The sequence below is a fragment of the Selenomonas sputigena genome (assembly GCF_026015965.1).
GTDB lineage: Bacteria > Bacillota > Negativicutes > Selenomonadales > Selenomonadaceae > Selenomonas.
Genome location: NZ_CP110383.1, coordinates 2359693 through 2379167 on the forward strand (window position 1 = coordinate 2359693; position 19475 = coordinate 2379167).

Sequence of the window (19475 nt, forward strand, 5' to 3'; positions counted from 1 at the left end):
GAAAATAGCGGCTTTTTATTATTTCATCCCCAAATATTCTGGACTGGGGAGAAAAGTCGTGGTATAATAACATCGGAGGGAAAGAAATGGAAGATAGCACAAATTTGCGCGAATGGACGCGCCACGATATAGAAAACTTGGATGAAAATGTCCGCCGTGTGAGCGAGCGCCTGGCGAGCGGCGAGGCGAAGCTGGCAGCGATCGACGAGAAGCTGGCGGAGTTCGATGCACATTTCGCGGCGCTCGACCGCCGCTTCGCCGAGCTGAACGCACGCTTCGAGGCGTTCAATGCGCGTTACGAGGTGGCGAGCGGGCAGATTTCGGAACTCGAAAAAGAGACGCAGGAAGCGTGCCGCATGACGCAGGAGGTACGTCGCAGCACGGCCTACATCAACGCGCGTCTGGAAGCCCTGGAAATGGCGGCGATGGCGGTAGACCTCGCGCCGCGCCGCGAGGTGCTCAAGGTGCTGCAGGTGACGGGCGGCAAGGAAACGATGAATTGATTTCCTTGTAAGTGTTCATACGACAGGAAGAGAGAAGGGGACTGTGCGTAAGTCGGCTTGTGCACAGTCTTTTTATTTGCAAGAAGCATGAAATTATTGACAAAAACACTTTCTTGCGCTAAAATAAACTTAGTGAGATTGCTTTTTAACGACGATTCATTGTTAGAAAAAAGAATCTAAGAAAGCAGTCTTTGAGGAACGAGGCTTTTCCGCGGGCGGCTCTTGCGTTCGCACTCGGATGTGCCTGTGTGCAAGGAGGAGAACATCATGGTGATGCAGGAAGTGACGACGCTGCTGCGCGAGAAGGGGTTCAAGGTGACGCCGCAGAGGCTTGCTGTTTACGACGTGCTCTGTCATACGAAGGCGCACCCGACGGCGGATATGATCTACGGCGAATTGCAGCCGACGTATCCGACGATGAGCTTGGCGACGGTCTACAAGACGCTCGATATTCTGAGCAAGGTCGGTCTGGTGCAGGTCTTGAATGTTGGCGAGGAGAGCTTCCGCTACGATGCGAACACGACGAGCCATCCGCATATCTGCTGCGTGAGCTGTGGTCGTGTGGACGATGTCTACAAGGCGGATACGGGCGATCTCGTCGAGCAGGTGGAGAACGAGACGGGCTACGCCGTTTCGGGCAAGCAGCTGTATTTTTACGGCATGTGTCCCGCCTGCCGCAAGGCAGCGCATTGATCATAGGGCAGCCAAAAAGAAAACCGCAGTCACCCTTTCGGGATGTCTGCGGTTTTTCTGTATGAGGGGGCGTTTCATGCGCCGGCTTTGACGCATGGAACGGCTTCTCTTTTTCTCTTCAAAGCTTTTCAACGATCGCTTTCGTGTATTCGTGCGTCGTCGCCGTGCCGCCGAGGTCGGGGGTCAGGCTCTTCGCTTCCTTGAGCGTTGCGTCGACGGCGCGGCGGATGCGGGCGGCTGTCTCGTTGTCGTCGAGGTGTTCGAGCATCATGCAGGCGGACCACAGGAATGCCGTGGGGTTCGCGATGCCTTTGCCCGCGATGTCGGGCGCACTGCCGTGCACGGCTTCGAACATCGCCAAACGATCGCCGATGTTGCTCGACGGCAGGAGGCCGAGGCCGCCGATGAGTCCGCTCGTGAGATCGGACACGATGTCGCCGTAGAGGTTCGGCATGACCATGATGTCGAAGTTTTCGGGGTGCATGACGAGCATCATGCAGACGGCGTCGACCATCTTGTCGTCGGCTTCGATGGCAGGAAATTCCTTGGCGACTTCGTAGAAGACGGAGCGGAAGAGTCCGTCGGAGAGCTTCATGATGTTTGCCTTGTGGACGCACGTGACCTTCTTTCGCCCATGCGCTTCGGCGTAGCGGAAGGCGGCGCGGCAGATTCGCTCGCTCTTCTCGCGCGTGATGATCTTCGTCGCGTGCATGGTATTTTCGTCGATTTCTTCCTCGACGCCGACGTAGAGGTCTTCCGTGTTCTCGCGGAAGGTGATGAGGTCGACCTTGGGAAAGGGCGTTCTGACGGCTTCGTTTGACTTCGCGGGGCGGATGTTCGCATAGAGGTCGTACTTCGTGCGAAGCGTGACGTTGAGTGAACGGAAGCCCTTGCCGACGGGGGTCGTGATGGGGGATTTCAAAAGGACGTGCGTCTTTTCAAAGGAGGCGAGTCCGGCTGTCGGAATCAGTGCGCCGTTTCGCTCGTACTCGGCTTCGCCGACGTTAAAGATTTCGTATGCGAGGTTTGCGCCCGCCTTTTCCAGGATTTCGAGGACGGCATCCGTGATTTCAGGGCCGATGCCGTCGCCTTTGAATACGGTGATGGTGTTCTTCGTCATTCAGCGTTCCTCCCTCGGCACATAGTCTACCATCGTGCCGACGTACTTGGCGGCGGGGCGCACGATGCGGTTGTCGTAGAGCTTGTGCTCGACGTTGTGCGCGATCCAGCCCGCCGTGCGCGAGAGCACGAAGAGCGGCGTGAAGAGGTCGCGCGGGATGCCGAGGATCTCGTAGGCGAGGCCGCTGTAGAAGTCGATGTTGCTCGACATGCTCACGTCTTTCTTCTCGCTCAGATAGCGTTTGGCGACGCGCTCAAAGCGCACGAAGAAGTCGAATTTTCTTTCGACGCCTTTCTTCGCCGCGAGCCTGCCGATATGATCGCGGATGACTTCGGCACGCGGGTCGGACAGCGTGTAGACGGCATGGCCGATGCCGTAGACGAGTCCCGAGGGGTTGTCGAGCTCCTTGTTCAGCAGACGCTCGATGACGCGCTCGATGGCGGCGTCGTCGGCATCGAGTCCGACAGCTTCGATGACCTTGTCCATCATGTTGGCGACGCGCACGTTGGCGCCGCCGTGGCGCGGGCCTTTCAGCGAGCCGATGGAGCTGGCGATTGTCGAGTAGAGGTCGGTGTCGGTCGAGGAGACGACGACGTTCGTAAAGGTCGAGTTCGTGCCGCCGCCGTGGTCGGCGTGCAAAAGGAGCAGGATGTCCAAGAGACGCGCTTCGTCCGGCGTGAACTTGCCGTCGAGGCGCAGCATGGAAAGGATGTTTTCGGCGGTCGAGAAGCCCTGCTGCGGATAGTGCAGCACGAGGCTCTCGCGGCCGAAGTAGTGCGTCTTGGCGTTGTAGGTGTAGCATGCGATGGACGGCAGCTTCGCCATGAGATTGACGCCCTTGATGAGAGTCCGATAGACGTCGGTCGCGTCCGGGTCGGGGTCGTAGTTGTAGAGCGCGAGGATCGACTGCTGGAGCTGGTTCATGAGGTTCTTGCCCGGATGGTGCAGCAGGTGTGTTTCGAGGAAGCCTTCGGGCAGTTCGTAGCCTTCCTTGAGGCTTTGACAGTAGCGCCGAAGGTCGTCTTCCGACGGCAGGTAGCCGAAGAGCAGCAGGAAGCACGCTTCTTCGTAGAGATAGGAAGAGCGGTCGGCGGAATTGACGAGATCCATGACGTTGATGCCGCGATAGAACAGCTCGCCGTCGGCGTCGACCTTGTGGCCGTCGTCGTCGACCTTGTAGCCGACGACGTCGGCGACGCGCGTCAGGCCGATTAAGACGCCCGTCTTGTCCTCGTTTCTGAGGCCGCGCTTGACGTTGTATTTTTTGAAGAGATCTTTGGCGATTGTCGTGTAGTTCTGCGACTTGCCGTAAAATTGCGCGAGATGGATTGCCTTGTCCATGGCAATGTCCCCTTTCAGATGAACAGCTTGGATTGACCATGCCCACGGAAATGGTCTTTCCGAAAAGCACAAATGCATTATAGCACGCAGTCCAAATATATAAAATGGGTTATTGCTCCTATAATAAAATTTGCATAGAAGTGTTGACGCTTGCGCCGCTTTGTGATAACTTAACGAAAGGAAAGGACGGGTACATTCGTCGTTTCCAATGAAAGGAAAAGCAAAGGCGGCTTTGCCGAGGTCTGCGCATGGCTGCGCATCCTGCGGCGGGGCGGCGGCAAAGGGAGTGTCTTTATGACGGCAAAAGCGTTGACATTGACGGAAAAGATCCTGCACGAGCATCTCGTGACGGGCGAGATGAAAAAGGGAGCGCCGATCGGCATACGCATCGACCAGACGCTGACGCAGGATGCGACGGGCACGATGGCATACCTGCAGCTTGAGGCGATGGGCGTCGATCAGGTCAAGACGGAGCTTTCCGTCAGCTATGTCGACCACAACACCTTGCAGAGCGGCTTCGAGAACGCCGACGATCACAAGTATCTGCAGACGGTCGCGAAGAAGCACGGCGTCTTCTTCTCGCGCCCCGGCAACGGCATCTGTCATCAGGTGCACCTTGAGCGCTTCGGAAGGCCGGGCGCGACGCTCCTCGGCAGCGATTCGCACACGCCGACGGGCGGCGGCATTGGCATGCTCGCGATCGGCGCGGGCGGCCTCGATGTCGCGTGCGCGATGGCGGGTGAGCCGTTCATGCTGAATATGCCGCGCGTCGTCGAGGTGCGTCTGACGGGAGCTCTTCAAAAGGGCGTGAGCGCCAAGGACGTCATCTTGAAGGTGCTTTCCATGCTCACGGTCAAGGGCGGCGTCGGCAAGGTCATTGAGTATACGGGCGACGGCGTCAAGACGCTTTCCGTGCCCGAGCGCGCGACGATCACGAACATGGGCGCAGAGCTTGGTGCGACGACGTCGGTCTTTCCGAGCGACGAGGTGACGCGCGAATTTTTGCGTCGCGAAGGGCGCGAAGATGTGTTCCGCGCACTCGCTGCCGATGCGGGTGCGGTCTACGATGAGCGCTATGCGATCGACCTTGCGGCGCTCGAACCATTGATCGCTCTGCCGCACATGCCCGACGTCGTCAAGACGGTGCGTGAGGTCGCGGGGCAGCCGATCGACCAGGTCGCCATCGGCAGCTGCACGAATTCGTCGTACCGCGACATCATGACGGTGGCGTCCATCTTGGACGGCAAGCGCGTCGCGCCGAACGTCTCGCTCGTCTTGTCGCCCGGCTCGCGCCAGGTGCTCTCCATGGTCGCGGAAGCGGGCGGCCTCGCCAAGATCCTCGCGGCGGGCGCACGCCTCCTTGAGTGCACATGCGGCCCCTGCATCGGCATGGGGCAGTCGCCCGTGACGAATGCGTGGTCGCTGCGCACGTTCAACCGCAATTTCAAGGGCAGGAGCGGCACGCTCAGCGCGAACGTCTGTCTCGTCTCGCCTGAGACGGCAGCGGCAAGTGCCATCCGTGGCGTCATCATCGATCCGCGCGAAGCCGACTTTGAGCTGCCCGCTGAACCGCAAGCCTTCCTCGTCGATGACTCGATGATCTATGCGCCCGAGCGCGAGCATCCCGAGAGCGTCGAGGTCGTGCAGGGGCCGAACATCCGCCCGCTGCCCGAGAACACGCCGCTCGCCGCTGCGATCGAGAAGGAAGTCGTCATCAAGGTCGGCGACAATATCACGACTGACCACATCATGCCGGCGGGCGCGAAGGTTCTGCCGTACCGCTCGAACATCGAGAAGATCTCCGAGTTCGTCTTTCGCGACGTGCAGGAGGGATTCAAGGCGCATTGCCAGAAGGCGGGCGGCGGCGTCATTGTCGCGGGCGAGAACTACGGACAGGGTTCGAGCCGTGAGCACGCGGCGCTCGCGCCGATGTATCTGGGCATCAAGGCGGTTCTGGCCAAGAGTTTTGCGCGCATCCACGCGGCGAACCTCGTGAATTTCGGCATCGTGCCACTGCTCTTCGACGAGGTGGCGGACTACGAGTCGATCGCCGAGGGCGACGTGCTCTTCCTCGACTTCTCCGCGCTCGCGCCGGATGCGCCCGTCCGTGTGGAGAACCGCACGAAGAAGACGAGCTTCAGCACGTACCATGCGCTCTCAGCGCTCGACATCGAGATGCTGAAGGCGGGCGGCAAGCTCAACTATATCAAGAACAAGCAGTAACGCAGAAAAACGTCCAAGAGGCATGAACTCTTGGACGTTTTTGCGTTTAGCATTATTCAATGTGGTATTTTTCAAAAAGACGTTTCCTTACCGCTTCGTTGTTGGACGCTTCGCGCGCTTCCTCGATTTTTCCTGCTTCAAGGAGCAGGGACATGAGGCGCGTGACACGGCTTTCGCCTCGCGCTTCGCCCCGTGCTTCGCCCCGTGCTTCGCCTTCCTCAGCGGCAGCCTGCAGACTGGAACGATAGTCCATGATCGCCATTTGCCGATTGACGTAACGAAGATACTCGTCCGGATTGCACAGGAAAAGCTTCTCGGCTTCCATCGCTTCTTTGATTGCAGGTTCGCTCATGGCCAATTCCTCCCTTTCCAGATCTGTGAGTTTGTTTGCAAAGTACGCAAGCCAACGTTCCATTTTTGATAATTCGCCGATCTTTTTTTGCGGAGCTTTTATATACTTTGGAATTTCTATAAAATGCAGTTCCATGTCCTTGTTCAGGCGGTCACCTGTTTTGGGATTGTAGATACTGTACATCGCTACCGGTTCCGACTGCGGCAACAGCTCAAATGCAAGGAGGTTGATCGTAATAGCAGGGCGCAGGACGCGATAACCTTCACCGCGCGAAAGAGAAAGAAGGTACAAGCGCGCCCAGTAGAACAACGTGCGGCGCTGCATATCGTTATAATTAATGACCTGTACTTCTACATCGACCAGTTCGCCCGTATCAAGCTCGCAGGCAATGTCCAGACGCGACAGTTTTCCGCCATCGGCGTCAGGCGGCATCTCCGTTTGCCGAAACGTAATCTCACGGATCTCATGCTCCAACGATTCTTGCAGCACGGCATTCAGAAAATCAATGGTGATCTGCTTGCGTTCCTCTTTGCCGAAGATAAATTTGAAAGCAACATCGTTCATCGGATCGAAGCGCTGTTGCTCGAATGCTTGGAAAATCTGTGCTTTCTTTGACATTTTTCCTCCCTTCGTTCAGGTGGGGAGCCAGTTGCTCTTTTTCATATTATAGCATATCTTTTCGGGGCAAGGCAGGGAATTATTTAGCACAGAATATGGTTTGCTTTATCCGGCGCAGCTGAAAAACGAATGGCGAGCAGCAGTCCTAGTCAGTCCCGGCATTTTGTGATATACTGGAAATACGATAGAGAGTCGTGTTGCTGGGAGGAGACTGAGACATGAAATACGACGTCACGATCACGAATATCGGCAGCCTTGCGCCGAACTTCTTGGAGAACAGTTCAAGCATCATCCTGCTTGACGAGGGTGTGCGCCCGAACCTCACGGAGATGGTCGTCGAGCATACGGCGGGGGAGCTGACGGACGACGTCAAGGTCGGCGATACGCTGACGATGGGGGCGAAGAGGAAGTACAAGGTCGTCTCCGTCGGCGAGGCGGTCAACGAGAACCTTCGAAAAGACGGCCACTGCACGATCGTTATCAACGCCGAAGGCTCGATGCCCGGACAGCTCATCGTCAAGGGCAGCCTGCCGCCGCGCCTCAACTTGGGCGACAAGATCACGATCGAGTGAGAAATATGAAAGGAAATTCCTTTGTCAAGGCTTGCGTCGAGAAAAAGGTTATGCTATGATATGTTCAAAGCAGAAGTTGCCTGAGGTGCACGTGAGCTTTTCATTATGTCTAACCTACAGTTTTCTAAGGGAATCCGGCTAGGCTTGCGGATGCTGGATCGCCTTCGAGCGAATAGCAGAAACAAGACTCAAGATGCCCACCTGCGAGTCGCAGGTTTTAGACATATAAAGCAAACGACATTTTGGACATCTGCTTTGAAAAGGGGTCGCTAGAAGATTTATGGCTGGTGGTCTCTTTTCGCCTTGTGTGGAGTCTGTAAAGCAGCCTTTCCAGTCGGATGCTTTACAGGCTCTATGCTTTTTTGTGTAGCTTAGCGTGAACCCCCAAGGGGTCGAGCCGAAGGTGTAGGATGATTTGCGAGGTTTTGCTAAGGACGATGCACAATGGCCGCGAAGCGGATGTTGGTGCGGGCATCTATTCTTTCTTCGGATTTTTGTCGATGAGCGGCGCTTTGGTGATGATGCTTTCACCGAAGCGCTTTTTCAGTGCGTCGATTGCGCCGTAGAGGCGCTCTTTTTTTTCGTCGCGAAAGAGCGACGGTAGGGCGCTCGGCTCGAAGTTCTCGCCCGTGACGCCGAGGAGGCGGATGCCGCTCTTGATGCCGAGCTCGCGGAAGAGGTCGCGTGCCGTCTGGAAGATCGGCTCGTCGTGCGCACTTGCTTCAAAGAGCGTGCGGCTGCGCGTGAAGGTCGTGAAGTCGGCGCGGCGCACCTTGAGCTGGATCGTGCGTGCGGCGACGCCTGCGAGGCGCAGCCGCCAGCCGACCTTCTCGGCGAGCGCCAAAAGCTCGCGCTCGGCTTCTTCGGCGCTTTCGAGGTCGCGCTCGAAGGTCACTTCCTTGCCGATGGATTTCGCCTCACGGTCAGGCTCGACGCGCCGCTCGTCGCGCCCGAAGGAAAGTTCCTTCAAGGCATGCGCCGCGCGTCTGCCAAGGCTGCGTGCGAGCTTCTTTTCGTCGGCCTGCTGCATCTCGCCGATGGTCTTGATGCCCTGCGCGAGGAGTTTTTCTTCCGTGTGCCTGCCGACGCCCCAGAGGCGGCGCACGGGAAGCGGTGCGATGCGCCGAACGGCGTCTTCTGCGCGAATCTCGACGAGTCCGTCGGGCTTTTCGAGGTCGCTCGCAAGCTTGGCGAGGAACTTGTTCGGCGCGATACCGACGGAGGCGACGAGCGCGGTTTTTTCGCGGATTTCCGCCTTGAGCCTTTGGGCGAGGACGCGCGGGCTGGGCGCGAGAAGCCCCATGCCCGTGACGTCGAGGAAGGCTTCGTCGATGGAAAGCGGCTCGACGAGCGGCGAGTAGCGCGAGAAGATGGCGAAGATCTCGGCGGAGACGGCGCGATAGAGCGCGTAGTTTCCCTGTACGAAGATGCCGTCGGGACAGCGGCGGCGCGCCGTCGCCATGGGCATGGCCGAGTGTACGCCGCTTCGGCGCGCTTCGTAGGAGGCGGTCGCGACGACGCCGCGCGAAGAAAGCCCGCCGACGATGACGGGCTTTCCTCTGTATTCGGGGTGCTCACGCTGCTCGATGGCGGCGAAGAAGGCGTCCATATCGACGTGAAGAATCGTGCGCTGCATTTTATTCGCCTCCCTGTGCGTTGTGCGGGAAAAGGGAAATCGGAGAGGCTTTTCGGCTTCCCCGATTCATTTTATTGGAAAAGGGCGGTGATTTCCTCCTCCGACAGCTTTGAGAGGAAGTTCTCGCCGGGCTGGATCATCTGGTCGATCAGCGCTTTTTTCTTTTCCTGCAGTTCATAGATCTTTTCTTCGATCGTGTCCTTCGTGATGAATTTCAGCACCTGCACGTTGTTTTTCTGACCGATGCGGTAGGCGCGGTCGGTCGCCTGATCTTCGACGGCGGGATTCCACCACGGGTCGTAGTGTATGACCATGTCGGCGCCCGTGAGGTTCAGCCCCGTGCCGCCCGCTTTGAGCGAGATGAGGAAGAGCGGCTCTGCGCCCGCGTTGAAGTCGCGCACGCGGCGCATGCGCTCAAGGGCGGGCGTCGAGCCATCGAGGTAGGCATAGCTGAGATTCATGGCGTCGAGGCGCGCGGCGATGTGGCTTAGCATCGTCGTGAATTGCGAGAAGATGAGGATGCGATGTCCGGCAGCGACGGCGTCGGCGACGACTTCTTCGAGCATGTCGAGCTTGCCCGAGCCGCCCGTGTAACCTTCGAGGAAGAGCGCAGGGTCGCAGGCAATTTGGCGAAGGCGCGTGAGAATCGCGAGGATCTTGATGCGCGATTCGCCGAAGCCGTGCGCCTTGAGTTCGGCGGCGAACTCCTTCTTCGCCTGCACGAACCATGCGTGATAGACCTTCCGCTGCTCGTCCGTCATCTCGTTCGTCATCTTGCGCTCGACCTTGTCGGGCAGTTCTTCGAGCACGTCCTTCTTGAGGCGGCGCAGGATGAAAGGCGAGATGTAGCGCAGGAGGTCGGCGCTCGCGTGCGGATCTTTGGCGCGTACGATGGGCGTCTCGAACTGCGATTGGAAATGCCTGCGGCTCTTGAGGTAGCCGGGCATGAGGAAGTCGAAGATCGACCAGAGTTCCGTCAAGCTGTTCTCGATCGGCGTGCCCGTCAGAGCGAAGGCGGCATCCGCCCGGAGCTTTTTTACCGCCTTTGCTGCCTGCGTCGCGGGGTTCTTGATCTGCTGCGCCTCGTCGAGGAAGATATGGCTGAAATGCTCCTTCTCGTAGAGGTCGATATCACGGCGCAGCATGTGGTACGTCGTGATGATGACGTCGGCGTCCTTCAGAGCGGGCGAAAGAGCCGCCTCGCGTTCCGCCTTTGTGCCGGCGACGATGGAAGCCTTGAGCTCGGGCGCGAACTTTTCGATTTCTTCGAGCCAGTTGTACATCAAAGACGTCGGCGCGACGACGAGGGCGGGCGGCCTCCCTTCCTCGCGGTGCGCGAGCAAAAAGGCGATGACCTGCAGGGTCTTGCCGAGTCCCATGTCGTCGGCGAGGATGCCGCCCAAGCGATAGGCGGCGAGCGTCGAGAGCCACGAAAAGCCCGTCTGCTGGTAGTCGCGCAGCACGCCCTTGAGCGTTTCGGGCGGTTCGATGTCGGCGTCGACGGGATTCTTGATGTCGCGCACGATGCTCTTGAAGCGCTTGCTTCGCGCGAGGCGGATGCTCTTGTCCTCCTTGGCGAGCGCGTCGAGGTAGAGCGCCTGGCGAAGCGGCAGGCGGATGTTCTGCGCATCGGTCGCCTTCTTGATGCCGGTGCTCTCGATGAAGTCGGCGAGGCCTGCGAGCTGCTGGTCGCCGAGCGTCACGAAGGTGCCGTCCTTGAGCCTGTGGTAGACCCTCTTCTCGCGGTACGAGCGCAGCACGCCGATGAGCTCGGCAAAGTCGAGCTGCGCCGCGTCAAAGGTCACATCGAGGAGGTTTTCGTCGTTGACCGAGACGCCGATCGTCACGGGGGGCATGCGGCGCACGGGCTTTTCGTGGAAGGCGTCGGCGTAGTAGACGTCGGTGATCTTGGAAAGCTCGGGCAAGGCTTCGTCGAGGAAGAGGAAGCTCTGCGCCTCGTCACTCTGCACGAAGCGGCCATCCTTGGGCAGGAAGTCATAGGTGTCGAAGAAGGCGAAGATCGCCGCCTCGCCCGCCGCATCGCGGATGAGGCGGCGGCCGCTAGGCGCTTCCTGTGGCGCTTTGCCCGCGAGCGGGTTGAACTTCATTTCATCATAGTGAAATTCGAGACGCGCGGCGATGCCGTCCCCGTAGTAGTCGAGGTAGACGGCGGCGGAAAGCGGCATGATCTCGTAGCGTTCGGCGAAGGCGGGCGCGATCTCGACTTCGGCGACCTTCTCGATCTCGGGCAGGATTGTGCTGAAGAAGGCGGGGATGTCCTGCGCGGAGATGGAGAGCGAGCGCGAGGAGCCGAAGGCTTCGAGCAGCGGGTGCAGGGCGGCGGAGAAGGAGGGCGGTACATGGTAGATCGTATCTTCGACGAGCAGGAAGTGCGCGTCGTCGTCCAGACAGCAGACTTCGTCCGTCATCATCATGAGGCGGCCGCTGCCCGACCTCTCGGCAAGTCCCAATTCGAGGGCGGGTGTTCCCTCGACGATCTCGACGGTACGCTCCTCGTGTATGTCCGTCCTTGCTTGAAATGGGGCATTGGCTTCCTGCATGAGCGAGAGGAAGCGCACGAGTGCGCTCGGCGTGAGCTTGACCGCCTTGCCTTCGAAGATGGTTCCGCTCAGGCGCGCGCCGTATGCGCCGCCGTAGTAGAGGCTGCTCACTTCATCCTTCCAGAGGTCGAGCAGGAAGCGCCAGAGCATCGTCGAGACGCCGGGCGCGAAGGCCGCCGTCTGCGGGTCGACGGTCAGCTTCTTGCCGAATTCGATGGGCGTGCCGGCGAGGAAGGAGCGCATGAATTCCTGCATGCTGCGCATGACGTAGAGCCGCTCGCGCCCGATGCGGAACTCCAGCCAGCAGTTGGAGCGGCCGTAGTGGCGCTCGAAGAAGAAGTGTGGCTCAAGGAAGATGGGCGCCTCGCGAAGAGCGGCGGGCAGAAGCTTCTTCGGTGCGTTCAGGTGCGCGTGCTTCTTGGCGCGTGCGAAGCAGTCGAAGAGGCGTCCTGTGGGTTTTCGGTACGGCCCGGATGTGGCGGCGCTCTCGCCTTCTTCTTCGAGCTGGCCTGCCTGTATGACCTTCAAGAGTGCGACGACATGTTTGCAGGCGCCGTCGTAGAGGGCGGCAGCGGGGCATGTGCAGTCGTAGGCCTCGATTTTCTCGCCCGTCTTGTCGAGGCGCACGCGCACCTCGTAGTCCTCCGAGCCTTCGACGGTAGCGACGTAGATGGAGGTGCCGGGGCGGCGCAGGAGCTTCGCCACGCGCCCATCCTTGAAGTAGCGGCAGCCCTTGCGGTATGACATATCGTTGGACAGCTCATGTATGGCAGAGTCTTTGAGCAAGACGATCTCTCCTTTGCGCACGGCGCACGGCTACGGTAAGCTACATGCCCTTACAGAAACCTAGCCAATCGGTCTGCGCCCTTTGGGCTTGATCTCTTGGGGTTTCATGGTAATATAGAAAACGAGAATGGTTTATTGAAGAATGGAAGGAAGCCGCCGTACATCCGCTGCAGCGGCTTATCATATCTTTTCATTATAGCAGACGCAATCGCCGCCGTAAACTTTGCCGCAGACTTCTTTGAACGTATGTTCAGCGAGGCAGGAGGAACATCATGGATCTATCCCGCGCACGCATCCTCATCATACGCTTGAGCGCCATCGGCGACGTGCTTCATGCGACGCCCGTCGCGCGGGCGCTTCGCCGTGCGTTGCCTGCGGCGCATATCGCGTGGCTCGCGAGTCCGCCCGCCGACGAACTCCTCGCCGCATGCCCTGAGATCGACGAGCTGCTCGTCTGGGATAGAAGGCCCTTCGACCGCGCCGTGGCGCACGGGCGCTTTCTGGAGGCTTTTCGCCTGCTTCGTGAGGCTCGCGCGCTTCTCGCGCCGCGCCGCTTCGACATCGCGCTTGACGTACAGGATCTCCTCTTGACGGGCATTCTCGCGCGTCTTTCGGGTGCGCCGCGCCGCATCGGCGTGCGTGAGCGCCACGAGGGCGCGGGCTTCTTCATGACGGAGAAGGCGCCGAAGATGGCGGAGCCGCACAAGGTGCGCCGATACCTCGCTTCCCTTGCACCGCTCGGCATCGTGCATGAGGAAACGCGCATCGCGCTTCAGCTTCCTGCTGCGCTCGCGGGATTCGCCGCGCCCTTTTTCGCCGCACGCGCCATCGCGCCCGATCGCCCGATCTTGCTCGTGAGCCTTTGCACGACGTGGCAGAGCAAGGAGTGGCCGCCCGAGCGCTTCTGCGCCGCGCTCGCTGCTCTTCCGGAAGATGTGCAGATCGTCTTTTTGGGAAGCGGTGCCGATCGCCCCGTCATAGAGGAAGCGAGGAAGACGCTTGAAGCATCATGGCGCGGCAAAGCTGTCTCCGTCGCAGGTGAGACGAGCCTCCTTGAGACGGCGGCGCTGATGAAGGAAGCGACGCTCCTCCTGTGTCCCGACACCGGCCCCCTGCATATCGCCGCTGCCGTCGGCCTGCCGACGCTGAGCCTCTGGGGGCCGACGCGTCCGACGATCTACGGCCCTCTGCACGGACGCAACTTCTTCATCGAGTCGCCGTACCCGTGCGCCCCCTGCTGCAAGACGCGTTGTCCCTCGGGCACGAACGCCTGCATGAAGGCGATCGAAGCGCAGGATGTGGCGAAAAGGCTCGGCGAGGTGTTGGAGATGATGCGGCGGGATAAGGTGTGAAGGCGCAAGGCGTTGATTGCCGTTCCCTTGCATGCGAGAGAGATTTTTTATATAATTTTGGAAGAGATTTGGCGTGATGCGGAAAGGAGAATCCTCATGTTGTACAGCCGACTCTATAAAAATGAAGTGCCATGGTCGTTTTATATAACGAAACAATATGATGATCGTGACGGGGGGGACAATCTTGCGATTCGTGTTGAGCGGGGGGACGATGACAACGCTTTTTCCGAGTGGCGGCTTCCCGATGTCGCCTGTGAGAAATCCTTTGGCTTTTCGGAAGATGATTTGCTCGTCATAGAGAAATTTCTTCAGGACAATGAATCCATTATATGGGATGACTGGCGCAAGGAGATGAGGGAACATGCCAAAAGCCCTGCTTGAATATATGGGGTACTGCATCTATTTTTGGATTGGAGACGGAGAAGAGCCAGTTCATGTCCACGTCAGTAAAAAAAGACAGCGGCAAGACGCCACGAAGTTTTGGGTCATGTCTGATTCCGTTGAACTTGCAAGGGATACGGGAAGCGTGGACGCGTGTGATATGAGAGATCTGTTGCGTTATCTGAGGAAAAATCGCGAAACGATTCTTTCTGCATGGTTGCGGGTATTCAAGCGGGCGGAAGTCAAACGATAAGCAAAGAGAATAGATCTGCATGCCGTGTGAGGCATCTTGCGCATAGCGGTGTGAATATGCTGTCTATACGTAGCAAATGTAAGTCGTGTCACCATCGGTACATGAAAAGCCCCCGAGTTGGAGTCGGGGACTTTTCTCATAAGACAGGGGCTAGTGCCCAGGCTCGTTGCTGTCGTTCCTCCCATCGAGCCGTTTTCTTATGTAATTGGCTATGCCAGCCAGGAGGGAGAGGATAAAGAGACGGCGAAGGAAGAATGGCCGTAATGCTTCTCTTGACAATATTCCTCATAAATCCTATACTAATAGTTATCACGAGCCATTATGATATAACCAATATTTATCAATAAAAAGGGGGAGTTTCTATGGGAGAATTTGGCGGACTCGGGCTCTTTTTCGTCGTGGTGCTTATTTTTCCTTTCCTGGTTCTCGCGCCCGCGCGCATCCTGCAGCCGCGCCAGCCGACGCCGGAGAAGCAGAAGCCGTATGAGTGCGGCGTCGATACGGTCGGATCGAGCGATGTGCAGTACCACGTCGGCTACTTCCGCTACGCGCTCGCGTTCCTCCTCTTCGACGTCGAGGCGGTGTTTCTCTATCCGTGGGCGGTGTCGTTCAATCGGCTCGGACTTTTCGCATTTTTGGAAATGTTTGTCTTTCTTGGAATCTTGGCACTTGGTCTTTGGTATGCATGGAGGAAGGGGGATCTCGCATGGAAGTAGTGGACGTCGTTCCTGCCGCGCTCCGGGAGAATGTGATCGTGACTTCGGTCGATGCGATTTTCAAGTGGGCGCGCTCGCGCTCGATCTGGCCGCTGGCCTCGGGGCTTGCGTGCTGCGGCATCGAGATGATGGCGACGGCGGCGGCGCGCTTCGACCTCGCGCGCTTTGGCTACGAGGTCTTCCGCGCCTGTCCACGCCAGGCCGACCTCCTGATCGTCGCGGGCACGCTGTCGTGGAAGATGGCGCCGGCTCTCATCCGTCTCTACGAGGAGATGCCCGAGCCGAAGTACGTCATCGCGATGGGCAACTGCAACCTTAATGGCGGGCCTTTCACAGATACCTACTCGACGGTCAAGTGCCTCGATGAAGTGCTTCCTGTAGACATCTATCTGCCGGGCTGCCCGCCGCGTCCTGAGGCGCTGATCGACGCGATGATGAAGCTGCGCGACAAGATTCAGCATCCCGATCTTGCGAAGCGAGCGGGAGGTGAAGCGCGATGAGGACGCGGTATTTTTCCAAGGAGCGACTGACAAAGATTGTCGAGATCTTCCCCAAAGCGACGTTCGACGCGGAAGCGCAAGAGCCTGCGCTCATCGTCACGGCGGCGGACTTTCCCACCGTACTGCGCGCTCTCAAGGAGAGGGAGGGCTTCGACCGCCTCGGCAATCTCACGGCGGTCGACTGGAAAGATCATATCGAGATGGTCTATCATCTCTACAATATGGAAGAGAATGTAAAACTCGAGATGAAAGTCGCGCTCGACAGCGCCGCGCCCGTCATCGAGTCGGCGACATTGCTGTATCCGGGGGCAGAGTTCGAGGAGCGCGAGGTCTACGACCTCATGGGCGTGGAGTTCTTGGGTCATCCCGATCTTCGAAGAATTCTCATGCCCGACAACTATCCCGCGCATCCTCTGCGCAAGGATTTCGTCGCGCCTGTGCCGAAATTGGAGGGAGGAAAGCTCGTATGGCTGGAAAAAGCACCTACATCCTGAACATGGGGCCGCAGCACCCGAGCACGCATGGCGTGCTGCAGGTCGAACTCGAGCTTTCAGGCGAGCGCATCGAGCGCGCGAAGCCGATTGTCGGCTACATCCATCGCGGCATTGAAAAGCTCATGGAGTCACGCACATATGCGCAGAGCCTGCCCTATACGGACAAGCTCGACTACGTTTCGGCGATGAACAACAACCTCGCATGGTGTACGGCGGTGGAGAAGCTCGCGGGCATCCGCGTGCCGCTTCGCGCCGAGTATCTGCGCGTCATCGCGGCGGAATTGAACCGCATCGCGAGTCATCTCGTCTTCATCGGCACGCTTCTCAATGATCTCGGCGCGGCGACGGCCTTCATCTATGCGTTCCGTGACCGCGAGAAGGTGCTCGACCTCTTCGATCTCCTCTGCGGTGCACGCATGTCGACGAGCTACATCCGCTTGGGCGGCGTCTCCTATGATGCGACGGACGAATTCATCGAGAAGGCGCAGGCTTTCCTCGACTATGTGCCCGAAATGCTCGAAGAATACGACAATCTCATCACGGGCAACGAAATCTTCTATGCGCGCATGAAGGGCGTCTCGCCCATGACGGCGGAGGAGGCGAAGTCCTTGTCGCTGTCGGGTGCGAACCTGCGTGCGACGGGCGTCGCCTACGACATCCGCCGCGTCGAACCGTACTGTGTCTATGACCATCTCGACTTCGAGGTGCCCGTCGGCACGATCGGCGACGATTGGGATCGCTATGAGGTGCGTCTCAAGGAGATGGGCGAGAGCGCGAAGATCATCCGCCAAGCGCTGAAGGATATGCCTGCAGGGGAGTTCAAGAAGAAAGTATCGCCGAATCTTCGCCCGCCGAAAGGATCGGTCTACCACCGCGTCGAGAACACGCGCGGCGAGCTGGGCTTCTACATCGTGAGCGACGGCACGGCGAAGCCTTACCGCGTACATATCCGCCGGCCGTCCTTCGTGAACTTGCAGGCGCTCGATTCCCTGTGCCGCGGCACGCTGATCGCCGACTCCGTTGTCGTCTATTCGACGCTCGACCCGCTGATGGGCGAGGTCGACTGCTAGGGGGTGCAAAGATGGAAACGGGCATCGTCTATTCCTATATCAACGAACTGCGGCTCTTCCTGACGGGGGCGCTCGGCGACGCTTTCCTCGCCGAGGTCGTCATGACGCTTCTCGGCATCGCCGTCCTTCTTGCAATCGTCATGACGGCGGCTCTCGTATTCACCTTCGGCGAGCGCAAGGTCTGTGCCTTCATCCAGGTGCGCTTTGGGCCGAACCGCGTGGGGCCGGGAGGACTCCTGCAGCCCGTGGCGGACGCCATGAAGCTCCTCAGCAAGGAGGACATCATGCCGGACGGCGCCGACCGCATCGTCTGGAGTCTGTCGCCGATCCTCGTCTTCGTGCCGGCGGCCTTGATTTACGCCTTCTATCCGTTCGATGCGGGCGTCGTCTTCGCCGATGTGAACATCGGGCTGTTCCTCCTGCTCGCCATCTCGGCGCAGGCGGTTCTGCCGTTCTTCATGGGCGGCTTCGCGTCGAACAGCAAGTATGGCCTCATCGGCTCGATGCGTGCCGTCGCGCAGCTTCTGACGTACGAACTGCCGCTCGGCTTCGCGCTCATGGGCGTCGTCATGCTCACGGGCTCTCTCGATATGAGCCGCATCGTCGAGGCGCAGGCGGACTGCTGGTACATCTTCAAACAGCCGCTCGCGTTCCTCATCGTCTTCATCTGCATGATCGCTGAGAGCAATCGTCCGCCGTTCAACATCCTTGAGGGCGAGTCGGAGATCATCGCCGGCCCATTCACGGAGTACAGCGGCATGCGCTGGGCGCTGTTTTTCCTCGCGGAGTTCGCGAATCTCCTTTCCATCGCGATTCTCGTGACGACGCTCTTCTTGGGCGGCTGGCAGGGGCCGGCTTTTCTGCCGGGCATCTTCTGGTTCTTCCTCAAGGCGGTTCTCATGGTCGTCATCTTCCAATGGGTCGGCTGGACGTTCCCGCGCTTTCGCATCGACCATCAGATCGCCTTCGGCTGGAAGCTTCTCCTGCCTGCGGCGATGCTCAACGTCCTCTTGACGGGCGTCGGCATGATGCTCTGGCAGATGTTTTAGGAAGCGTTTCGGCGAAAGGAGTGAGGAACTTTGTGGGGCAAAGGATTGATCAAGGGCCTCGACGTGACATGGGGTCACTTCTGGGGCAAGAAAGAGACCGTTTCCTATCCCGAGGAAAAGATTCCGATGACCGAGCGCTTTCGCGGCGGACATCTGGCGATGGAGACGGAAAAGTGCATCTCGTGCCGCCTATGTGCGACGAGCTGTCCGAACAAGGCGCTCGACCTTCATATCGTGACGGACGAGGCGAAGAAGCGCCACATGGCGGAGTACTGGCATGACATCGGACGCTGCATCTATTGCGGGATATGCGTCGAGGTTTGCCCGACGCAGGCGATTACTTGGAACAAGAATTTTGCGATTGCGACGTACTTCAAGGAGGATTTGAAGTACGATGCGGTGGCGGAAGAAAGGGAGAAAAAGAAGGAGGGGGGCGAGCCGCATGAGTGATTTCCTGAATGCAGGCGCCTTTTATCTCTTGGCGGCCGTCACGCTCGCGGGCGCGCTCGGCGTGGTGCTCGCGAAGAAGCTCGTCCATGCAGCGCTCCTCCTGACCGTCACGTTTATCGGCGTCGCGTGCCTCTACTTCCAACTCGGCGCGGACTTCCTCGGTGCGGCACAGCTCATGATCTACGCGGGCGGCGTCGCCGTGCTCATCGTCTTGGGCGTCATGCTCACGCGCCATGCGCCGGGCGAGGAGACGAGTCCCGACAATGCGCGATGGTTCGCCGCGCCCGTCGCCGCCGCTCTCTTCTTCGCCGTTGTATTCTCTGCCATCTATGTGACGCCGTTCGCGGAGGTCATGGAAGCGCCTGTCGGCAACTCGATTGAAAAGCTTGCCGACCTCATGCTCGGCGAGTATGCGATAACGTTCGAGCTGGCGGCGACGCTCCTTCTGGCGGCTCTCGTCGGCGCGATTGTTTTGGCAAAGGAGGAAGGACAATGAGCGTAGGACTCCTGCATTATCTCATACTGGCGGCAATCCTCTTTTCCATCGGCCTCTTTGGCCTCATCCAAAAGAGAAACCTCATCGTCGTGCTCATGAGCATCGAGCTGATGCTGAACGCGGCGAATCTCAATCTCGTCGCCTTCAATCGCTTCCTGCCGGTCGATGCGCTCGAAGGGCAGCTTCTGGCCATCTTCTCTCTGATGGTCGGTGCGGCGGAAATCGCCGTGGGGCTTGCGCTCGCGTTCCGCATCTACCATGACAGTCATACGATTTCACTCGATGCGCTGCAGCGCATGAAAGGCTAGG

The 19475-nt window shown here is 58.9% G+C and carries 20 protein-coding genes and 1 other RNA gene; 16 read left to right on the top strand and 5 right to left on the bottom strand.

Features of this window, described 5'->3' with window-relative positions:
* Nucleotides 1-86 precede the first annotated feature (86 nt).
* Together OL236_RS11300 and OL236_RS11305 are read left to right on the top strand one after the other, a co-directional pair.
* The gene (locus OL236_RS11300) at nt 87-503 is read left to right on the top strand and encodes a hypothetical protein (protein ID WP_265070698.1); all 417 of its coding nucleotides are present in this window, start codon (nt 87-89) and stop codon (nt 501-503) included.
* Nucleotides 504-770: 267 nt separating this feature from the next.
* The gene (locus OL236_RS11305) at nt 771-1196 is read left to right on the top strand and encodes a Fur family transcriptional regulator (RefSeq protein WP_009645384.1); all 426 of its coding nucleotides are present in this window, start codon (nt 771-773) and stop codon (nt 1194-1196) included.
* 118 nt (nt 1197-1314) lie between these two features.
* On the opposite strand, the gene OL236_RS11310 is transcribed toward OL236_RS11305, so the two are convergent.
* Together OL236_RS11310 and OL236_RS11315 are read right to left on the bottom strand one after the other, a co-directional pair.
* Nucleotides 1315-2316 carry an isocitrate/isopropylmalate dehydrogenase family protein gene (locus OL236_RS11310; RefSeq protein ID WP_265070699.1) on the bottom strand — a complete coding sequence of 334 codons (1002 nt, stop codon included), beginning with the start codon at nt 2314-2316 and terminating at the stop codon, nt 1315-1317.
* On the bottom strand, nt 2317-3657 hold the full coding sequence (locus OL236_RS11315; RefSeq protein WP_265070700.1) for a citrate synthase: 1341 nt from the start codon (nt 3655-3657) through the stop codon (nt 2317-2319).
* A 294-nt stretch (nt 3658-3951) separates the two neighbouring features.
* Between OL236_RS11315 and OL236_RS11320 the strand changes: the two genes are divergently transcribed.
* Complete coding sequence (locus OL236_RS11320; protein ID WP_265070701.1) at nt 3952-5880, top strand: aconitate hydratase; 1929 nt, start codon at nt 3952-3954, stop codon at nt 5878-5880.
* A 52-nt stretch (nt 5881-5932) separates the two neighbouring features.
* On the opposite strand, the gene OL236_RS11325 is transcribed toward OL236_RS11320, so the two are convergent.
* A complete protein-coding gene (locus OL236_RS11325) occupies nt 5933-6850 on the bottom strand; it encodes an Rpn family recombination-promoting nuclease/putative transposase (RefSeq protein WP_265070702.1) in 918 nt (305 codons plus the stop codon).
* Between the two features lie 218 nt (nt 6851-7068).
* Here OL236_RS11325 and OL236_RS11330 point away from each other — a divergent pair, with 218 nt between their 5' ends.
* On the top strand, nt 7069-7422 hold the full coding sequence (locus tag OL236_RS11330) for a PTS glucitol/sorbitol transporter subunit IIA (protein WP_009645371.1): 354 nt from the start codon (nt 7069-7071) through the stop codon (nt 7420-7422).
* A gap of 74 nt (nt 7423-7496) precedes the next feature.
* A non-coding RNA gene (ssrS, locus tag OL236_RS11335) (6S RNA) lies at nt 7497-7675 on the top strand.
* A gap of 222 nt (nt 7676-7897) precedes the next feature.
* Here ssrS and OL236_RS11340 read toward each other — a convergent pair.
* Entirely contained in the window at nt 7898-9058 is a 1161-nt protein-coding gene (locus tag OL236_RS11340; RefSeq protein ID WP_265070703.1) for a DNA polymerase IV, read from the bottom strand.
* Nucleotides 9059-9129: 71 nt separating this feature from the next.
* The gene (locus OL236_RS11345; RefSeq protein ID WP_265070704.1) at nt 9130-12405 is read right to left on the bottom strand and encodes a DEAD/DEAH box helicase; all 3276 of its coding nucleotides are present in this window, start codon (nt 12403-12405) and stop codon (nt 9130-9132) included.
* Nucleotides 12406-12677: 272 nt separating this feature from the next.
* Between OL236_RS11345 and OL236_RS11350 the strand changes: the two genes are divergently transcribed.
* The 11 genes from OL236_RS11350 to nuoK all read left to right on the top strand — a co-directional run bounded on the left by OL236_RS11350 (nt 12678) and on the right by nuoK (nt 19474).
* The gene (locus tag OL236_RS11350; protein ID WP_265070705.1) at nt 12678-13757 is read left to right on the top strand and encodes a glycosyltransferase family 9 protein; all 1080 of its coding nucleotides are present in this window, start codon (nt 12678-12680) and stop codon (nt 13755-13757) included.
* A gap of 57 nt (nt 13758-13814) precedes the next feature.
* On the top strand, nt 13815-14138 hold the full coding sequence (locus OL236_RS11355; protein ID WP_156810531.1) for a hypothetical protein: 324 nt from the start codon (nt 13815-13817) through the stop codon (nt 14136-14138).
* Nucleotides 14119-14391, top strand: a complete 273-nt coding sequence (locus OL236_RS11360; RefSeq protein WP_265070706.1) for a DUF4160 domain-containing protein — start codon at nt 14119-14121, stop codon at nt 14389-14391. The genes OL236_RS11355 and OL236_RS11360 overlap by 20 nt, the downstream gene beginning before the upstream one ends.
* A gap of 362 nt (nt 14392-14753) precedes the next feature.
* The gene (locus tag OL236_RS11365; RefSeq protein WP_009645273.1) at nt 14754-15107 is read left to right on the top strand and encodes an NADH-quinone oxidoreductase subunit A; all 354 of its coding nucleotides are present in this window, start codon (nt 14754-14756) and stop codon (nt 15105-15107) included.
* Nucleotides 15098-15607 carry an NADH-quinone oxidoreductase subunit B gene (locus OL236_RS11370; protein ID WP_265070707.1) on the top strand — a complete coding sequence of 170 codons (510 nt, stop codon included), beginning with the start codon at nt 15098-15100 and terminating at the stop codon, nt 15605-15607. Before OL236_RS11365 ends, OL236_RS11370 begins: the two co-directional genes overlap by 10 nt.
* Nucleotides 15604-16101, top strand: coding sequence for an NADH-quinone oxidoreductase subunit C (locus OL236_RS11375; protein WP_009645414.1), 498 nt, complete (start codon nt 15604-15606; stop codon nt 16099-16101). Before OL236_RS11370 ends, OL236_RS11375 begins: the two co-directional genes overlap by 4 nt.
* Entirely contained in the window at nt 16074-17171 is a 1098-nt protein-coding gene (locus tag OL236_RS11380; protein WP_265070708.1) for an NADH-quinone oxidoreductase subunit D, read from the top strand. The genes OL236_RS11375 and OL236_RS11380 overlap by 28 nt, the downstream gene beginning before the upstream one ends.
* An 11-nt stretch (nt 17172-17182) precedes the next feature.
* Nucleotides 17183-18220 carry an NADH-quinone oxidoreductase subunit NuoH gene (gene nuoH, locus OL236_RS11385; protein WP_009645390.1) on the top strand — a complete coding sequence of 346 codons (1038 nt, stop codon included), beginning with the start codon at nt 17183-17185 and terminating at the stop codon, nt 18218-18220.
* A 30-nt stretch (nt 18221-18250) separates the two neighbouring features.
* Nucleotides 18251-18670 (top strand): 4Fe-4S dicluster domain-containing protein, encoded by a 420-nt coding sequence (locus OL236_RS11390; RefSeq protein WP_009645311.1) that lies wholly within the window; start codon nt 18251-18253, stop codon nt 18668-18670.
* Nucleotides 18663-19166 (top strand): NADH-quinone oxidoreductase subunit J, encoded by a 504-nt coding sequence (locus OL236_RS11395; RefSeq protein ID WP_009645280.1) that lies wholly within the window; start codon nt 18663-18665, stop codon nt 19164-19166. Before OL236_RS11390 ends, OL236_RS11395 begins: the two co-directional genes overlap by 8 nt.
* Nucleotides 19163-19474 (top strand): NADH-quinone oxidoreductase subunit NuoK, encoded by a 312-nt coding sequence (gene nuoK, locus OL236_RS11400; protein ID WP_009645291.1) that lies wholly within the window; start codon nt 19163-19165, stop codon nt 19472-19474. The genes OL236_RS11395 and nuoK overlap by 4 nt, the downstream gene beginning before the upstream one ends.
* Nucleotide 19475: the final 1 nt, after the last annotated feature.